The organism is Streptomyces globosus (genome assembly GCF_003325375.1).
Classification (GTDB): domain Bacteria; phylum Actinomycetota; class Actinomycetes; order Streptomycetales; family Streptomycetaceae; genus Streptomyces; species Streptomyces globosus_A.
The window spans coordinates 598,925-616,752 of record NZ_CP030862.1; the positions used below are offsets into that span (position 1 = coordinate 598,925).

A 17,828-nucleotide genomic window follows, 5' to 3' on the forward strand; every position below is an offset into this window, starting at 1 on the left:
AAGACTGAAGCCTTATGGCTACCACTTCGCTTGACCTGGCCAAGGTGCGCAACATCGGCATCATGGCCCACATCGACGCGGGCAAGACGACCACCACCGAGCGCATCCTGTTCTACACCGGTGTTTCGTACAAGATCGGTGAGGTCCACGACGGCGCTGCCACGATGGACTGGATGGAGCAGGAGCAGGAGCGCGGCATCACGATCACGTCTGCCGCGACGACCTGCCACTGGCCGCTCGAGGACGTCGACCACACCATCAACATCATCGACACCCCGGGCCACGTGGACTTCACGGTCGAGGTGGAGCGCTCGCTCCGCGTCCTCGACGGTGCCGTCACCGTGTTCGACGGTGTCGCCGGTGTGGAGCCGCAGTCCGAGACGGTGTGGCGCCAGGCCGACCGTTACGGCGTGCCGCGCATCTGCTTCGTCAACAAGCTCGACCGCACGGGCGCCGAGTTCCACCGCTGCGTCGACATGATCAAGGACCGCCTGGGCGCGGTTCCGATCGTCATGCAGCTCCCGATCGGTGCCGAGGCGGACTTCCAGGGCGTTGTCGACCTGGTCCGCATGAAGGCGCTGGTCTGGTCCGCCGAGGCGACCAAGGGCGAGATGTACGACGTCGTCGACATCCCCGACACGCACACCGAGGCCGCCGAAGAGTGGCGCGGCAAGCTGGTCGAGACCGTCGCCGAGAACGACGACGAGATCATGGAGCTCTTCCTCAACGGCGAGGAGCCGACCGAGGAGCAGCTGCACGCCGCCGTGCGCCGCATCATCCTGGGCTCCGGCAAGGGCGAGGGCTCGACGATCACCGCGGTGTTCTGCGGTACCGCGTTCAAGAACAAGGGTGTCCAGCCCCTGCTCGACGCGGTCGTCCGCTACCTCCCGTCGCCGCTCGACATCGAGGCCATCGAGGGCCACGACGTCAAGGACGCCGAGACCGTCGTGAAGCGCAAGCCGTCGGACGAGGAGCCCCTCGCCGCGCTCGCCTTCAAGATCATGAGCGACCCGCACCTCGGCAAGCTCACCTTCGTCCGGGTTTACTCGGGCCGCCTGGAAGCCGGCACCGCGGTGCTGAACTCCGTCAAGGGCAAGAAGGAGCGCATCGGCAAGATCTACCGCATGCACGCGAACAAGCGTGAGGAGATCGACTCGGTGGGCGCCGGCGACATCGTCGCCGTCATGGGCCTGAAGCAGACCACCACCGGTGAGACGCTGTGCGACGAGAAGCAGCCGGTCATCCTGGAGTCCATGGACTTCCCGGCCCCGGTCATCCAGGTCGCCATCGAGCCCAAGTCCAAGGGTGACCAGGAGAAGCTGGGTGTCGCCATCCAGCGTCTCGCGGAGGAGGACCCCTCCTTCCACGTCCACTCGGACGAGGAGACGGGCCAGACCATCCTCGGCGGCATGGGCGAGCTGCACCTTGAGGTGCTCGTCGACCGCATGAAGCGCGAGTTCAAGGTCGAGGCCAACGTCGGCAAGCCGCAGGTCGCGTACCGCGAGACCATCCGCAAGGCGGTCGAGCGCCACGACTACACGCACAAGAAGCAGACCGGTGGTACCGGTCAGTTCGCCAAGGTGCAGATCGCGATCGAGCCGATCACCGAGACCGACGGTCCGGCGTACGAGTTCGTGAACAAGGTCACCGGTGGCCGCGTGCCGAAGGAGTACATCCCTTCGGTCGACGCCGGTGCGCAGGAGGCCATGCAGTTCGGCATCCTGGCCGGCTACGAGATGACGGGCGTCCGCGTCACGCTTCTCGACGGTGCCTTCCACGAGGTCGACTCCTCCGAGCTCGCGTTCAAGATCGCCGGTTCACAGGCCTTCAAGGAGGCCGCGCGCAAGGCGTCCCCCGTGCTCCTCGAGCCGATGATGGCCGTTGAGGTCACCACGCCCGAGGACTACATGGGCGACGTCATCGGCGACATCAACTCCCGCCGTGGCCAGATCCAGGCCATGGAGGAGCGTCACGGCGCCCGCGTCGTGAAGGGCCTCGTGCCGCTGTCGGAGATGTTCGGCTACGTCGGAGACCTCCGCAGCAAGACCTCGGGTCGCGCCAGCTACTCGATGCAGTTCGACTCCTACGCCGAGGTTCCGCGGAACGTCGCCGAGGAGATCATCGCGAAGGCCAAGGGCGAGTAACTCTCCCGAGTACACGCTTTAGGCTTGTCACCGGAACCTCCGGGGCAGCAGGAGATTCTTCCGAAAAACCTGTTGCCCCGGGGACCGGCTTTCCAGCAAAGATCACCTGGCGCCGATGAGTAAGGCGTACAGAACCACTCTCCAGGAGGACCCCCGTGGCGAAGGCGAAGTTCGAGCGGACTAAGCCGCACGTCAACATCGGCACCATCGGTCACATTGACCACGGTAAGACGACCCTCACGGCCGCCATTACCAAGGTGCTGCACGACGCGTACCCGGACCTGAACGAGGCCTCGGCCTTCGACCAGATCGACAAGGCTCCCGAGGAGCGCCAGCGCGGTATCACCATCTCCATCGCGCACGTCGAGTACCAGACCGAGGCGCGTCACTACGCCCACGTCGACTGCCCGGGTCACGCGGACTACATCAAGAACATGATCACCGGTGCCGCGCAGATGGACGGCGCCATCCTCGTGGTCGCCGCCACCGACGGCCCGATGCCGCAGACCAAGGAGCACGTGCTCCTGGCCCGCCAGGTCGGCGTTCCGTACATCGTCGTCGCCCTGAACAAGGCCGACATGGTGGACGACGAGGAGATCCTGGAGCTCGTCGAGCTCGAGGTGCGCGAGCTCCTCTCCGAGTACGAGTTCCCGGGCGACGAGCTCCCGGTCGTCCGCGTCTCGGCGCTGAAGGCGCTCGAGGGCGACAAGGAGTGGGGCGAGAAGCTCCTCGGCCTGATGGCTGCCGTCGACGAGTCGATCCCGACCCCGCCGCGCGACACCGACAAGCCGTTCCTGATGCCGGTCGAGGACGTCTTCACCATCACCGGTCGCGGTACGGTCGTCACCGGCCGTATCGAGCGCGGTGTCCTGAAGGTCAACGAGACCGTCGACATCATCGGTATCCGCCCGGAGAAGACCACCACCACGGTCACCGGCATCGAGATGTTCCGCAAGCTGCTCGACGAGGGCCAGGCCGGTGAGAACGTCGGTCTGCTGCTCCGCGGCATCAAGCGCGAGGACGTCGAGCGCGGCCAGGTCATCATCAAGCCGGGCTCGGTCACCCCGCACACCGAGTTCGAGGCCCAGGCCTACATCCTGTCCAAGGACGAGGGTGGCCGCCACACGCCGTTCTTCAACAACTACCGTCCGCAGTTCTACTTCCGTACCACGGACGTGACGGGCGTTGTGACCCTGCCGCAGGGCACCGAGATGGTCATGCCGGGCGACAACACCGAGATGTCCGTCCAGCTGATCCAGCCGGTCGCCATGGAGGAGGGCCTGAAGTTCGCCATCCGTGAGGGTGGTCGCACCGTGGGCGCCGGCCAGGTCACCAAGATCGTGAAGTAAGTTCCTTCACGTTCTGACCTGGTAGTCCGCGCGAGCGGGCTCCGTGTCTGACACCAGGGCCCCTCCCCTGTCGCTCCGGCGGCGGGGGAGGGGCCCTGGCTGTTTCCCCGGGCGGGGCGCGCCGCCCGGGGGCGCGTACGCAAGAGGGCCGCACCCCCGCGGGGGTGCGGCCCTCTTCCGTACGTGGTGCAGCGGCCGTCAGGCCGTGCGCAGCGACTCCGTGAACGCCTTGCAGGCGGCGTAGTCGGGCAGCAGACCCGTCTCGACGGCCTGCGCCAGCGACGGCGCGGCCTCGTCGCGGGCGGACAGCAGCGGGACCTCCGCCGGCCAGTCGATGCCCAGGTCGGGGTCGAGCGGGTGCACCGAGTGCTCGCCGGTCGGGTTGTAGGTCTCGGAGCAGAGGTACGACAGGGTGGCGTCGTCGGTGAGGGCGCAGAAGCCGTGGCCCATGCCCTCGGGGATGTAGACCGCGCGGCGGTCGGTGTCGTCGAGGCGGACGCCCTCCCACCGGCCGAAGGTCGGCGAGCCGACCCGCAGGTCGACGATGACGTCGAGCACGGCGCCGCGCACGCACGTCACGTACTTCGCCTGGCCGGGCGGCACGTCGGCGAAGTGGATGCCGCGGACGACGCCGCGGGAGGAGACCGACAGGTTGGCCTGGGCCAGCTTCAGCGGGTGGCCGGTGAGTTCGGCAAGCCTGTCGAAGCGGTACCACTCGGTGAACAGGCCGCGCGGGTCGCCGTGCAGCTGCGGGGTGACCTCGAAGACGCCCTCGAGGGAGAGTTCGCGGAACTTCACTTGGCCGCCTCCTCGTCGAGCAGGTTCAGCAGGTACTGGCCGTAGCCGCTCTTGAGCAGGGGCTCGGCCAGCGTGCGCAGCTGCGCGTCGTCGATCAGGCCGGCCCGCCAGGCGGCCTCCTCGATGCAGCCGATCTTGAAGCCCTGGCGCTCCTCGATGACGCGGACGAACTCGGAGGCCTGGACCATGGAGACGAAGGTGCCGGTGTCCAGCCAGGCGGTGCCGCGGTCGAGGATGGTGACGTTGAGCTCGCCGGCCTGGAGGTAGGCATCGTTGACGGCGGTGATCTCCAACTCGCCGCGGGCGCTGGGCTTCAGGCCCCTGGCTATCTCCACGACGCGGTTGTCGTAGAAGTAGAGGCCGGGCACGGCGTAGCGGGACTTCGGCTTGGCCGGCTTCTCCTCGATGGAGATGGCCTGGCCCTTCTCGTCGAACTCGACGACGCCGTAGGCCGTCGGGTCGGCGACGGGGTAGGCGAAGACGCGGCCGCCCTTGGCGCCCGTGTGCTCGGCGAGGCGCGTGCCGAGGCCGCTGCCGTGGAAGATGTTGTCGCCGAGGATCAGGGCGACGGACTCGTCGCCGATGAAGTCGGCGCCGAGGACGAAGGCCTGGGCGATGCCCTCGGGGCGCTCCTGGACCGCGTACTCCAGCCGCAGGCCGAACTGGGAGCCGTCGCCGAGCAGCCGCTCGAACTGCGCCCGGTCCTCCGGCGTGGTGATGACGAGAATCTCACTGATTCCGGCCATGACCAGGGTGGAGAGCGGATAGTAGATCATCGGCTTGTCGAAGACGGGGAGCAGCTGCTTCGAGACTGCCCGGGTCAGCGGCCAGAGTCGGGATCCGGTTCCGCCGGCCAAGAGAATTCCACGCATGGGCACAACCCTATGCGAGAGCAAGCGGAGTGAGGCGCTCCGGGCCGGTGGGGTGGTAGGACAAGCGGCTAGACTCTTCGTACTATGCGCATCCTCGTGACCGGCGGCGCCGGCTTCATCGGTTCAGAATTTGTTCGCCAGCAGCTCGGTGCGGATGCATCGGCCCAGATCACGGTCTTCGACAAGCTGACCTACTCCGGAGTCGAAGCCAACCTCGCGCCGGTCGCGGACCACCCCGGTTACAAGTTCGTCAAGGGCGACATCTGCGACGCCGAAGCCGTCGACGCGGTGATGCCCGGTCACGACGTGGTGGTGCACTTCGCCGCCGAGTCGCACGTCGACCGCTCCATCGCCGGCGCCGGCCCGTTCGTCATGACCAACGTCGTCGGCACCCAGGTGCTGCTGGACTCCGCACGCAAGCACGGCGTCGGCCGCTTCGTGCACATCTCCACCGACGAGGTCTACGGCTCCATCAGCGAGGGCTCCTGGACCGAGGAGTGGCCGCTGGTCCCCAACTCCCCGTACTCCGCCTCGAAGGCCTCCTCCGACCTGCTGGCGCTGGCGTACGCGCGCACGCACGGCATGGACGTCGTGGTGACCCGCTGCTCCAACAACTACGGGCACTACCAGTTCCCGGAGAAGGTCATCCCGCTGTTCGTCACCAACCTGATGGACGGCCGGAAGGTCCCGCTGTACGGCAACGGCGGCAACGTCCGCGACTGGCTGCACGTCTCCGACCACTGCCGGGGCATCGACCTGGCGATGCGCAAGGGCCGCGGCGGCGAGGTCTACAACATCGGCGGCGGCACCGAGCTCACCAACAAGGAGCTCACCGGCGTCCTGCTGGAGGCCGCCGGCCTCGGCTGGGACATGGTCGAGCACGTCGAGGACCGCAAGGGCCACGACCTGCGCTACTCCATCGACATCAGCAAGATCAACGCCGAGCTGGGCTACGAGCCGCAGGTCCGCTTCGAGGACGGCATCGCGCAGACCATCGCCTGGTACCGCGAGAACCGCGGCTGGTGGGAGCCGCTCAAGGACAAGGCAGCGCTGCAGAAGTGACCGCCTCCGCCACCCCCGCCGTGCCGTCCGCCGCCGGGCGCTGGGTCGTCACCGGCGCCGCCGGCATGCTCGGCCGGGACCTCCTCGCCGTACTGGAGGACGCCGGGATCGAGGCGGCCGGCCTGCGCCGCGCCGACCTCGACGTCACGGACGCCGCCGCCGTCCGGGCAGCCGTCGAGGGCGCCGCCGTCGTCGTCAACTGCGCCGCCTGGACCGACGTCGACGGCGCGGAGACCGCCGAGGACGCCGCCACCGCCGTCAACGGCACCGGCGTCCGCGTCCTCGCCGCCGCCTGCGCCGACGCCGGCGCGCGCCTGCTGCACGTCTCCACCGACTACGTGCTCCCCGGCGACGCCTCCGAGCCGTACCGCGAGGACGCCGAGACCGGCCCGCTCAACGCGTACGGCCGCAGCAAGCTCGCGGGCGAGCGTGCCGTCGCCGAACTGCTCCCGCAGGACGGCTACACCGTCCGCACCGCCTGGCTGTACGGCGAGCACGGGCCGAACTTCGTCGCGACCATGCTGAAGCTGGCCGCGCAGCGCGACACCCTCGACGTCGTCGACGACCAGCACGGCCAGCCCACCTGGTCCCGCGCGCTCGCCCACCGGCTCGTCGAGCTGGGCCTCGCCGCCCTCGCGGGCCGCGCCCCGGCCGGCGTCTACCACGGCACCGCGAGCGGCCGCACCACCTGGTTCGGGCTGGCCCGCGAGGCCTACCGGCTCGCCGGCCTCGACCCGGAGCGGATCCGCCCCACCACCTCCGCGGCCTTCGTCCGCCCCGCGGCGCGCCCCGCGTTCAGCGTGCTCGGCCACGACCGCTGGGCCGAGGCCGGCCTGGCCCCGCTCGCCGACTGGCGCGAGCAGCTCGCCGAGGCGCTGGCCACTCCCGAGTTCACCCGGCTCGCCGCCGGGGCCCGCGAGGGCAGTACGGGATGAAGGCCCTGCTGGGCAAGGCCACCGCGGCGCTGCCGCCGGGCACCGTCGCGGTGGCCGGCGGCACCGTCGTGCTGGGCGCGGCCTCGTACGTCCACCTGGGCGTGGCCGGGCACAGCCTCTCCACCGAGGCCATGGCGAACGTCTCCGTCCTGTGGACGATCGTGATGTCCGTCGGCATCGGCGTGTTCTTCCCCGTCGAGCAGGAGCTCACCCGGATCGTCGCCGCCCGCACGGTCCTCGGCCAGGGCGCCGCCCCCGTGCTGCGCCGGGCCACCCTGATGACCGCGGCGATGCTCGGCGCGACCCTGCTCGTCCTCGCCCTCGGCGCCGGCCCGATCGCCGACCTCCTCTTCCAGGGCGACCGCGGCCTGGTCGCCGCGCTCGGCGGCGCCTTCACCGGCATGGCCGTCTGCTACCTGACGCGCGGCGTGCTCGCCGGCCTCGGCCGGTTCGGCGCGTACGGGCTCCAACTCGGCCTCGACGGCGGCCTGCGGATCCTCCTCGCCTTCGGCTGTGCAGTGCTCGGACTGGACTCCGCGCTCGCCTTCAGCCTCGTCCTCGCGCTCGCGCCCGTCGCCGCGATGCTCGTCACGCTGCCGCCGCTGCTGCGCGCCGCCGGGCCCGGCGGCGCCGTCTCCTGGCGGGAGCTGACGGGCGGTCTGGGCCTGCTGATCCTCTCGACGCTGCTGTCGCAGGTCGTCGTCAACGCCGCGGTGATGAGCACCAAGCTGCTCGCCCCGACCGACAGCGTGCTGATCGCCGCCCTGCTCAACGCCCTCGTCCTGGCCCGTGTGCCGCTGTTCGTCTTCGGCTCGCTCCAGGCCTCGCTGCTGGGCGGGCTCACCGCCGCGTTCACCGCAGGCGACAGGGCGGCGTTCTCGGCGATGCTGCGCCGGATCGCCGTCGTCGTCGGCATGCTCGGCCTGGCCGGCGGCATCCCCGCGACGGCGCTCGGCCCCTGGCTGATCGAGGTCCTCTTCGGGGCCCGCCCCGTCCTGGGCTGCCTCGACTTCTTCCTGCTGTCCGCCGGCACCGTGGCGTACATGTTCGCGATGGTGCTCGGCCAGGCGCTGATGGTCTTCAAGCGGCACCACCTGCAGCTGCTGTGCTGGGCCGTCGGCACCGCCGTCCTCGTGGGCGTCACCTTCGCGCCGGGCGAGGTGGCCCTGCGCGTCATCCTGGCCTACGCCCTCGGCTCCCTGGCGACCGTGCTCGGTATGCTGGCCGTGCTGAGGCTGAGGTTCCCCGGGGCTCCGGGCGCAACCGGGGGGTCCGGGCACGAGGGCGCCGCACGCCCGCTGGGCGCCGGGGCGGTCGGGGAGTGACCATGCCGGCCCACGACGTCCCACCGATCAACGCGCACGCGAACGTGCCACTTTCCGCTGGAGCTACCGTGTCCCAATACGACGATGTCTGGCTGGTCATACCGGCCTATAACGAGGGCCAGGTGATCGCCGGGGTCGTCGAGGATGCGCGCAAGACGTTCCCCCACATCGTCGTCGTCGACGACGGCAGCACCGACGACTCCGCCGAGCACATCGCCACCACCGGCGCCCACCTGGTGCGCCACCCGGTCAACCTCGGCCAGGGCGCCGCCCTGCAGACCGGCCTGAAGTACGCCCTGGCCCAGCCCGGCGCCCGCTACTTCGCCACCTTCGACGCGGACGGCCAGCACCAGACCGCCGACGTCGAGAAGATGGTCGAGGTCCTGCGCCGCGACGAGGCCGACGTCGTCCTCGGCTCCCGCTTCATCGAGCAGAACGGCCAGGTGCCGTGGATCAAGCGGGTCGTGCTGCGCACCGCCGCCGCCGTCAGCCCGACGGCCCGCAAGCTGAAGCTGACCGACGCGCACAACGGCCTGCGCGTGCTGAGCCGCAAGGCCGCCGAGCAGCTGAACATCACCATGAACGGCATGGCGCACGCGTCGGAGATCGTCGGCTTCCTCGCCGGGTCCGACCTGCGCGTCGCGGAGGTCCCCGTGGACATCCTCTACACCGAGTACTCGCGCGCCAAGGGCCAGTCCCTGATCAACGGCGTGAACATCGTCTTCGACATCACCATGCGGGAGCGTGACCGCTGATGAAGTACTTCTGGATTCAGCTGCTCCTCATCGCGGGCTCGCTGTCGATGGCCCTGGTCTTCATACGGACCTGGGGCCAGGCCAAGAACCGGGCGTGGAAGCGCATCGCGTTCTCCGTGTTCGTCGTCGTCAACGTCTACGCGGTGCTCCGCCCGACGGACGTCACCTGGCTCGCCCACAAGCTCGGCGTCGGCCGCGGCACCGACCTCGTGCTGTACGTGATGGTGCTGGCGATGGGCTTCCTGACGCTCAACACCTTCCTGCGCTTCCGCTCGCTGGAGAAGAAGATCACCGACCTGGCCCGCACGGTCGCGCTCAACGAGGGCGCCCGCCACAACGACGAGCGCCTCGGCAAGCCCGAGGAGGGTGCCGGCGCCGGTGCCGGCTCCACGAAGGTGAAGGCCTGACACCGTGGCGACGTTCGACTTCATGCTCCCCTACTACGGGGACGTGCAGCTGATGCAGGACGCCGTCCGCAGCGTCCTGGCCCAGACGGACCCCGACTTCCGCCTCGTCGTCATCGACGACGGGAAGGAGCCGGACGTCCCGGGCTGGTTCGAGTCGCTCGGCGACCGCCGCGTCACCTACCTGCGCAACGAGCAGAACCTCGGCATCACCAGGAACTTCCAGAAGTGCGTCTACCTCTCCGAGGCCGACCACGTCGTCATCATGGGCTGCGACGACCTGCTGCACCCCCACTACCTGGAGACCGTCCGCGGCATCCTCGCGGAGCACCCGGGCATCGGCATGGTCCAGCCCGGCGTCGAGGTCATCGACGGCGAGGGCAGGCCGGCCCACGGACTCGCCGACCAGGCCAAGCGGCGCCTGTACGCCCCGCAGGTCGACGGCCGGCGCGTGATGGGCGGCGAGGAGCTCGCCACCAGCGTGCTGCGCGGCAACTGGCTGTACTTCCCGTCGATCTGCTGGCGCGGCGACGCCCTCCGGAAGATCAACTTCCGGGACGAGTACAGCGTCATCCAGGACCTGGCACTCGTCGTCGACCTCCTGGAGGCCGGCGAGGACATGGTCGTCGACGAGTCGACGACCGTCTTCCGCTACCGCCGCCACGCCGTCAGCGAGTCCTCGCTCCAGGCGTTCTCCGGCACCCGCTTCACCGAGGCCGAGCGGTACTTCTCCGCCGTCGCCGCCCGCATGGACGCCCGCGGCTGGCACAAGGCCGCCAAGGCGGCCCGCTTCCGCAGCGCCTCCCGCCTCCACGCGATCACGATGCTGCCGGGCGCGCTGCGCCGCGGGAACCGCGAAGGCCTGCGTACGCTCGCGCGGCACGCGTTCACGGCCGGACAGCGAGCCGACTGACGCCCCGCACACCCCAGACCGCGGCCCCCCCGGCCCCGCCGCGCGGTTCCCCCCGCATCCGGATTGGACGGACATGACACACCTGGCCCCCGAGGCCATCGCAGAGCCCGGTGCCACGCGCGGCGGCACCGCAGCCGGAACGAGGACGGGGGCCGGCCCGGCCGCGGCGGCCGCCGGGCGCCTGCGGGAGTGGTTCTCCCGCCGCTGGGTGCGCGCCCTCGCCGAGGCGGTCGTCAGCCTGGCGGCCGCCCTCGGCTTCATGCTGCTGAGCCGGCACATCGTGGTGAACCCGATCGTCCGCCTCGGACAGGTCAGCGGCCTCGCCGCGCTCCAGAAGTACGCGGCCGTCCTCGGCCTGCCGCTCCTCGCCCTCCTCCTCTACACCGCCTACCGCGGCTCGGCCCGGCGGCACGCCCTGGCCAAGCGCCTGGTGTGCGCGGCGCTGGCCGGCCTGGCCACCGGCATCATCGCCGGCGGGGTCGTCGTCGCCCTGCGCGGCACGCCCCACCCGCTCGGCGGGCAGGACGGCGACCCGGGCGTCCTGATCGCCATGGCCAACTCGTTCCTCCACGACGAGGGGATGTCGGGCATCTACCCGCCCGCCTTCCCGGCCCTGATGGCCCTCTGGGCCAAGATCCGCTACCACGGCCGCGGCGAGACCGGCTTCGCCCTGCACGACCTGCAGATCTTCTTCACCGCGGTCGCCGGGCCGATGGCGTACCTCGCCTGGCGGACCCTGCTGCGCCCCTTCTGGGCGCTGCTCATCGCGGTGCCGGCGGCCGTGCTGTTCCTCGACCCGATCCGCCCGTACAGCCACGTCGTCATGATCGTGCTGCTGCCGCTGCTGGGGTACTGGCTGCGGCAGATGCGCCGGCCCGAGGGCCGCACCACCCGGCAGCTGGTGCTGCGCGGGGCCGGCTTCGGCGTCGTCTTCGGCGCCCTGTTCCTGTGGTATTCCGGCTGGTACGTGTGGGCCGCCCCCGGCGTCGCCGTCCTCGCGCCGTTCCTCTTCCCGTGGCGCCGCGGCGGCGGGGCCGCCCGCAAGGCCGGCCTGTTCGTCGGCTCCACCGTGGCCGTGGCCGGGGCCGTCGCCTCGCCGCTGCTGTACCAGATGGTGCGGCTGGGCGCGGAGAACCCCGACCGGTACGCGTTCCTCTCCGTGTACGCCGACCCCGGCTACGTCCTCGGCTGGGTCTCGGACCGGTCCGGGACGCTGACGTACCAGACCTGGCCGGCCGCCGGCGAGATGGCCGGGCAGAGCGGCTTCGCCCTGCTCCTGCTGTTCGCCGTGGGCCTCGGCCTGGGCCTGGGGCTGCGGAGCATCATGGTCCGCACGGCGGCGGCGGTCCTCGCGGGGGCCTGGTTCGCCCGCTTCTGGTTCGCCTCGCAGATGGCCCACGAGAAGGCCGTGCAGCTCTACCCCCGCACCACCTGGATCATCATGTACTGCCTGATGATCCTGGCCGTGCTCGGCATGATGGCCGCCGTCGGCCGCGGCTCCGGGTGGGTCGAGCGGACCCTGCGCCCGCGGACCGGCCCGGACGGCGGCCCGCCCGCGGGCCGGGTCGTCCCGCAGCGCGTGGTGCGCCAGCTCGCCGCCGGCATGATCTGCGTGACCGCCCTGTTCGCGGCGATGGGCGCCTCCTGGTCGGTCAACCGCTACATGCCCTCGCAGGACGTCGACCAGATGGGCATCGACGCCTACCGGGCGCACACCCTGAAGGAGCGCGACGGCACCTGCCCGCGCTACTCGCCCGTCAAGGGGGAGTGCGAGGACATCAAGAAGCGGGACTGGAAGCCCGCGCCCATCCAGGACTTCATCTGGTGCGCGGGCATCCTGGCCGACGAATGGCCGTCCGTCTGCGGGCACAGGGCGCCCGAGGGCGTCCGGTCGCGGACCGACATCGAGCGGGACCGGATGGCGGAGCTCGCCGAAGCCGTCAGGAAGGCCGAGGCCGCGAAGAAGGCCGAGTCCGGGAAGAAGTAGGCGCCGCCGGAAGGCTGCCCGGGCCCCCGGCCCACCGCGTGCGCGCGGCGGACCGGGGGCCCTCGCGTTCCCTCCCTCCCGGCAGCCGCCCGGACCCCACCCGATCCCCTGTTCGAGCGGGCAAGTAGCATCCGCCCCAACAACCGTGTCTTCACCGGGTCGTACGGGCCCAAGGGGTGGGAAGGACAACGTGAAACTGAATCGTGTACGGGGGACGGCTCTGGCTGCCGTGCTCGGTGCCGCCGCGGTCCTGGGCGTCCAGGCCACGGCGGGCGCCGAGCCGGGGCCCGGGGCAGGCACAGGCGGATCGACGGCCTACAGCAGCAAGTCGAAGGCCAGGGGGCCGGTCGCGAGCGAGGTGCACAAGCTCGCGCTGAAGGCCAAGGGCGCCGGCGAGGCCGGTCTCGCCCGGCAGGACACCGAGCCGTTCGGCCTCCTCGGCGTCTCCTGGACGGACCCGGCAGCCAAGGTCGAGGGAACCATCGAGGCCCGCGCCCGCGACGCCCGCACGGGCAAGTGGTCGCGCTGGATCGAACTGGAGCCCATCAAGCCCGGCATGGACGGGCCGCGCCCCGGCGCGAAGGGTGCGACCGAGCCCGTGTGGGTCGGCGCCTCCGACGGCGCCGAGGTCCGCGTCAAGGGCGGAGCGATACCCGCCGGCATGGAGCTCAACCTGGTCGACCCGGGCGGCAAGGCCGGCGCCGCGGAGCGCAGCGGCACCCTGAACGCGGACCCGGCGGCCTTCGCCGCGACCACCGCGGAACCGGGACCGCCGTCCACCGCCCCCAAGCCGGCCGTCGTCACGCGGCAGGAGTGGGGCGCCGACGAGTCCCTCAACGACGAGGGCCCGATCTACCTCCCCGGGGGCCAGGTCAAGGCCGTCTTCGTCCACCACACCGCGGACACCCAGCCGTACGACTGCTCGCAGTCGGCCGCGATCGTCCAGGGCATCCACGTCTACCACGTGAAGACCAACGGCTGGCGCGACCTCGGCTACAACTTCCTCGTCGACAAGTGCGGCACGATCTTCGAGGGCCGGCAGGGCGGAATCGACCAGCCCGTCCTCGGCGCGCACACCTACGGCTGGAACGCCGAGTCGGCGGGCATCGCCGTCCTCGGCGACTACACCTCCGGCGGGAGCAGCCCGGCCGCCCAGGCGGCGATCGCCCGTATCGCCGCGTACAAGCACGGCCAGTACGACGGCGACATGAACGGCACCGCCATGCTGACCGCGGGCGCCACGCAGGTCAACTTCTTCGGCAAGTCCTTCACCGCCGGGCAGGCCTACCCGTTCAAGGCGGTCTCCGGGCACCGGGACGGCTTCAACACGCAGTGCCCGGGCAACCAGCTCTACGCGCAGCTCGACGCGGTCCGCGCCGCCGGCCCCGCCGCACAGCTGAAGGCGACCACCCTGAACGGCAAGCCCGTCCAGCCGGGCACCGTCCACCAGACCGGCGGCCCGGTCATCCTGGAGTGGAGCACCAGCACGCCCAGCGACCGGCTGGCGAAGTTCGAGCTGCTGGTCGACGGCTCCCCGGTCGCGACCGTGCCGGGCACCGCCCGCTCCGCCGGCGCGGTGCTGCCCTCCGGCAGCCACCAGGTCGAGGTCCGGGCCACCGCGGCGAACGGCGCCGTGTCCACCTCGCTGCCGGTCAGCGTCCTCGCCGAGGTCAGCCCGGCCACGTTCGTGCCGGTCACCCCGAAGCGGCTGATGGACACCCGCGAGGGCCTCGGCGTGCCGAAGGCCCAGGTGGGGCCGGGCGGCACGGTCACCCTGCCCGTCGCGGGCGTCCAGGGCGTCCCGGCCACGGGCGTCACGTCCGTCGTGCTGAACGTGACGGCGACCAACCCGACGGAGGCGAGCTTCGTCTCGGTCTACCCGAACGGCATGACGCGCACCAGCGCGTCGAACCTGAACTTCACCGCCGGCCGGACCATCCCCAACCTGGTGGTCGTCCCCGTCGTCGACGGCAAGGTGAACTTCTACAACAACCAGGGCCGGGTCGACCTGATCGCGGACATCACGGGCTACTTCGCTGCGGGGTCGGCGGGCTCGTCGCACTTCAACATCGGGCCGAAGCGGCTGATGGACACCCGTGAGGGCCTGGGTGTGCCGAAGGCGCCGGTCTCGGGCGGCGGCACGGTGACCCTGCCGGTGGCGGGCGTGCAGGGCGTCCCGGCGACGGGTGTGACCGCGGTGGTGCTGAACGTGACGGCGACCAACCCGACGGACTCCAGCTTCGTGTCGGTCTACCCGAGCGGGACGACCCGTACGAGCGCTTCGAACCTGAACTTCACCGCCGGCCAGACCATCCCGAACCTGGTGGTCGTGCCGGTGGTGGACGGCAAGGTGAGCTTCTACAACAACTCCGGCCGGGTCGACCTGATCGCGGACATCACGGGCTACTTCGCTGCGGGGTCGGCGGGCTCGTCGCACTTCAACATCGGGCCGAAGCGGCTGATGGACACCCGTGAGGGCCTGGGTGTGCCGAAGGCGCCGGTCTCGGGCGGCGGCACGGTGACCCTGCCGGTGGCGGGCGTGCAGGGCGTCCCGGCGACGGGTGTGACCGCGGTGGTGCTGAACGTGACGGCGACCAACCCGACCGAGGCGAGCTTCGTGTCGGTGTACCCGAGCGGCACGACGCGCACGAGCGCCTCGAACCTGAACTTCACGCCCGGCCTCACCATCCCGAACCTCGTGGTGGTGCCGGTGGTGGACGGCAAGGTGAGCTTCTACAACAACTCCGGCCGGGTCGACCTGATCGCCGACATCACGGGCTACTTCGCCCAGTGACCTGAGGAAACGATTCCGCGCGGAAACGATGCGGCGGGGGCCTTCCGGATATGTTCCGGGAGGCCCCCGCCGCCGTACGCGCTGCTCCGGGCCGGGCGGGCTCGCCGCGTGGCGCTGTTTGACCACTCACCGTGGCGGGGTATTCTCTTCCGCCCGATTGGCCAGGTGTGCGCCTCGTATGGCAGACTACTCAAGTTGCTCGGCTGAGTGTCGATGCTGCGCGCCTCCCGCCGGGAGGACCGGAAGCGAGTCCCACGGTACTCGTCGCCTTTATCTGCCCCCCGGGGCAGCAATGGGGCGGAAGTACGGGAATCTTCCGGGAAGCGTCAGCACGGTGCCGGCCAGGCGCTCGGCGGGTGTTCCTCCCCCGAATCGCGGTCCTGGGACCGCACCCCCTTGGACAGGGAGTTTCCGTATGGGAATTTTCTGAGAGGGAGTGCGACACGCCCGACCGCGTGGGTCGGAGAGGAGCGGTGGAGGGATCCACAGCCGGCCGAGGGCCAGAGCGTTTCCACAAGAGACAGGACTACGGAGTAGCCATGGCGGGACAGAAGATCCGCATCCGGCTCAAGGCCTACGACCACGAGGTCATCGACTCCTCGGCGAAGAAGATCGTCGAGACGGTGACCCGCACTGGTGCGTCGGTCGCGGGCCCGGTGCCGCTGCCCACTGAGAAGAACGTGTACTGCGTCATCAAGTCGCCGCACAAGTACAAGGACTCGCGCGAGCACTTCGAGATGCGCACGCACAAGCGCCTGATCGACATCCTCGACCCGACGCCCAAGACCGTTGACTCGCTGATGCGCCTGGACCTTCCGGCCGGCGTCGACATCGAGATCAAGCTCTGAGAGGCGTCGAGAAGATGGCAAAGCAGATCAAGGGCGTCCTGGGCGAGAAGCTCGGCATGACCCAGGTCTGGGACGAGAACAACCGTGTCGTCCCGGTCACCGTCGTCAAGGCCGGCCCCTGCGTCGTCACCCAGGTCCGTACCAACGACACCGACGGCTACGAGTCGGTCCAGATCGCCTTCGGCGAGATCGACCCGCGCAAGGTGAACAAGCCCCTCAAGGGCCACTTCGCCAAGGCCGACGTCACCCCCCGCCGCCACCTGGTGGAGCTCCGCACCTCCGACGCCGCCGAGTACACGCTCGGCCAGGAGATCACCGCGGCCGTGTTCGAGTCCGGCGTCAAGGTTGACGTCACGGGCAACAGCAAGGGCAAGGGCTTCGCCGGTGTCATGAAGCGGCACAACTTCCGGGGCCTCGGCGCCGGCCACGGTGTGCAGCGCAAGCACCGCTCCCCCGGTTCGATCGGTGGCTGCGCCACCCCTGGGCGCGTCTTCAAGGGCGTGCGCATGGCTGGTCGTATGGGCAACGAGCGCGTCACCACCCAGAACCTGACCATCCACGCGGTGGACGCGGAGAAGGGTCTGCTCCTCATCAAGGGCGCGGTCCCCGGTCCGAACGGCGGCCTCGTCCTGGTCCGTACCGCGGCCAAGGGGGCTTGAGGTAATGAGCACCATTGACATCCTTTCGCCGGCAGGCGACAAGGCCGGTACCGTCGAGCTCCCCGCGGAGATCTTCGACGCGAAGACCAGCGTTCCGCTGATCCACCAGGTCGTCGTCGCGCAGCTGGCTGCGGCCCGTCAGGGCACGCACAAGACCAAGACCCGCGGCGAAGTCCGCGGTGGCGGCAAGAAGCCGTACCGCCAGAAGGGCACCGGCCGCGCCCGTCAGGGTTCGACCCGCGCTCCGCAGTTCGCCGGCGGTGGCGTCGTCCACGGCCCCGTGCCGCGTGACTACTCGCAGCGGACCCCGAAGAAGATGAAGGCCGCCGCCCTCCGCGGTGCCCTCTCGGACCGTGCGCGCCACTCCCGCATCCACGTCGTCACCGGCGTGGTCGAGGGTGACGTCTCCACCAAGGCCGCCAAGACGCTGTTCGGCAAGATCACGGAGCGCAAGAACCTGCTCCTGGTCGTCGAGCGCTCCGACGAGGCCGCGTGGCTGTCCGCCCGCAACCTGCCCCAGGTGCACATCCTGGAGCCGGGCCAGCTGAACACGTACGACGTGATCGTCTCCGACGACGTGGTCTTCACCCAGGCCGCGCTGGAGTCCTTCGTGTCTGGCCCCAAGGCCGATGAGACCGAAGGGAGCGACGCCTGATGTCCGAGGCGACCGTTACCAGCAAGACCTTCACTGACCCGCGCGACCTGCTGATCAAGCCGGTCGTCTCGGAGAAGAGCTACGCGCTTCTCGACGAGAACAAGTACACGTTCATCGTCGCGCCCGGCGCCAACAAGACCCAGATCAAGCAGGCCGTCGAGGCGGTCTTCTCGGTCAAGGTCACCGGGGTCAACACGATCAACCGCCAGGGCAAGCGCAAGCGCACCCGCACCGGTTTCGGCAAGCGTGCCAACACCAAGCGCGCCATCGTGACCCTCGCTGAGGGCGACCGTATCGACATCTTCGGCGGCCAGGCCTCCTAACGGAG

At 70.2% G+C, this 17,828-nt stretch carries 16 protein-coding genes; 14 read left to right on the forward strand and 2 right to left on the reverse strand.

Annotated features, from left to right (window positions below; translation table 11 throughout):
• The first annotated feature begins 14 nt into the window (after positions 1-14).
• Entirely contained in the window at positions 15-2,144 is a 2,130-nt protein-coding gene (fusA, locus tag C0216_RS02855; RefSeq protein WP_114053725.1) for an elongation factor G, read from the forward strand.
• A gap of 155 nt (positions 2,145-2,299) precedes the next feature.
• Entirely contained in the window at positions 2,300-3,493 is a 1,194-nt protein-coding gene (gene tuf, locus C0216_RS02860) for an elongation factor Tu (protein WP_114053726.1), read from the forward strand.
• A 198-nt stretch (positions 3,494-3,691) separates the two neighbouring features.
• On the opposite strand, the gene rfbC is transcribed toward tuf, so the two are convergent.
• Positions 3,692-4,291: a dTDP-4-dehydrorhamnose 3,5-epimerase gene (gene rfbC / locus C0216_RS02865; RefSeq protein WP_114053727.1), complete on the reverse strand. Its 600-nt coding sequence runs from the start codon at positions 4,289-4,291 to the stop codon at positions 3,692-3,694.
• Positions 4,288-5,163, reverse strand: a complete 876-nt coding sequence (gene rfbA / locus C0216_RS02870) for a glucose-1-phosphate thymidylyltransferase RfbA (protein ID WP_114058416.1) — start codon at positions 5,161-5,163, stop codon at positions 4,288-4,290. Before rfbA ends, rfbC begins: the two co-directional genes overlap by 4 nt.
• A gap of 84 nt (positions 5,164-5,247) precedes the next feature.
• Here rfbA and rfbB point away from each other — a divergent pair, with 84 nt between their 5' ends.
• From rfbB to rplW, 12 genes are all read left to right on the forward strand, one after another.
• Positions 5,248-6,225, forward strand: a complete 978-nt coding sequence (rfbB, locus tag C0216_RS02875) for a dTDP-glucose 4,6-dehydratase (protein WP_114053728.1) — start codon at positions 5,248-5,250, stop codon at positions 6,223-6,225.
• Positions 6,222-7,160 (forward strand): dTDP-4-dehydrorhamnose reductase, encoded by a 939-nt coding sequence (gene rfbD, locus C0216_RS02880; protein WP_281277903.1) that lies wholly within the window; start codon positions 6,222-6,224, stop codon positions 7,158-7,160. The genes rfbB and rfbD overlap by 4 nt, the downstream gene beginning before the upstream one ends.
• Positions 7,157-8,485, forward strand: a complete 1,329-nt coding sequence (locus C0216_RS02885) for a lipopolysaccharide biosynthesis protein (RefSeq protein ID WP_216827052.1) — start codon at positions 7,157-7,159, stop codon at positions 8,483-8,485. The genes rfbD and C0216_RS02885 overlap by 4 nt, the downstream gene beginning before the upstream one ends.
• A 68-nt stretch (positions 8,486-8,553) precedes the next feature.
• Complete coding sequence (locus tag C0216_RS02890) at positions 8,554-9,240, forward strand: glycosyltransferase family 2 protein (RefSeq protein ID WP_216827053.1); 687 nt, start codon at positions 8,554-8,556, stop codon at positions 9,238-9,240.
• A complete protein-coding gene (locus tag C0216_RS02895; RefSeq protein ID WP_114053730.1) occupies positions 9,240-9,647 on the forward strand; it encodes a DUF2304 domain-containing protein in 408 nt (135 codons plus the stop codon). Before C0216_RS02890 ends, C0216_RS02895 begins: the two co-directional genes overlap by 1 nt.
• Positions 9,648-9,651: 4 nt before the next feature.
• The gene (locus C0216_RS02900) at positions 9,652-10,557 is read left to right on the forward strand and encodes a glycosyltransferase family 2 protein (protein WP_114053731.1); all 906 of its coding nucleotides are present in this window, start codon (positions 9,652-9,654) and stop codon (positions 10,555-10,557) included.
• A 73-nt stretch (positions 10,558-10,630) separates the two neighbouring features.
• Entirely contained in the window at positions 10,631-12,544 is a 1,914-nt protein-coding gene (locus tag C0216_RS02905; protein ID WP_114053732.1) for a hypothetical protein, read from the forward strand.
• Between the two features lie 190 nt (positions 12,545-12,734).
• On the forward strand, positions 12,735-15,338 hold the full coding sequence (locus C0216_RS02910; RefSeq protein WP_162793107.1) for an N-acetylmuramoyl-L-alanine amidase: 2,604 nt from the start codon (positions 12,735-12,737) through the stop codon (positions 15,336-15,338).
• Positions 15,339-15,877: 539 nt separating this feature from the next.
• A complete protein-coding gene (rpsJ, locus tag C0216_RS02915; RefSeq protein WP_003948644.1) occupies positions 15,878-16,186 on the forward strand; it encodes a 30S ribosomal protein S10 in 309 nt (102 codons plus the stop codon).
• A 14-nt stretch (positions 16,187-16,200) separates the two neighbouring features.
• Positions 16,201-16,845 carry a 50S ribosomal protein L3 gene (gene rplC / locus C0216_RS02920; protein WP_114053734.1) on the forward strand — a complete coding sequence of 215 codons (645 nt, stop codon included), beginning with the start codon at positions 16,201-16,203 and terminating at the stop codon, positions 16,843-16,845.
• Positions 16,846-16,849: 4 nt separating this feature from the next.
• Positions 16,850-17,500, forward strand: a complete 651-nt coding sequence (gene rplD, locus C0216_RS02925) for a 50S ribosomal protein L4 (protein WP_114053735.1) — start codon at positions 16,850-16,852, stop codon at positions 17,498-17,500.
• Positions 17,500-17,823: a 50S ribosomal protein L23 gene (rplW, locus tag C0216_RS02930; protein WP_114053736.1), complete on the forward strand. Its 324-nt coding sequence runs from the start codon at positions 17,500-17,502 to the stop codon at positions 17,821-17,823. The genes rplD and rplW overlap by 1 nt, the downstream gene beginning before the upstream one ends.
• The last annotated feature ends 5 nt before the right edge of the window (positions 17,824-17,828 follow it).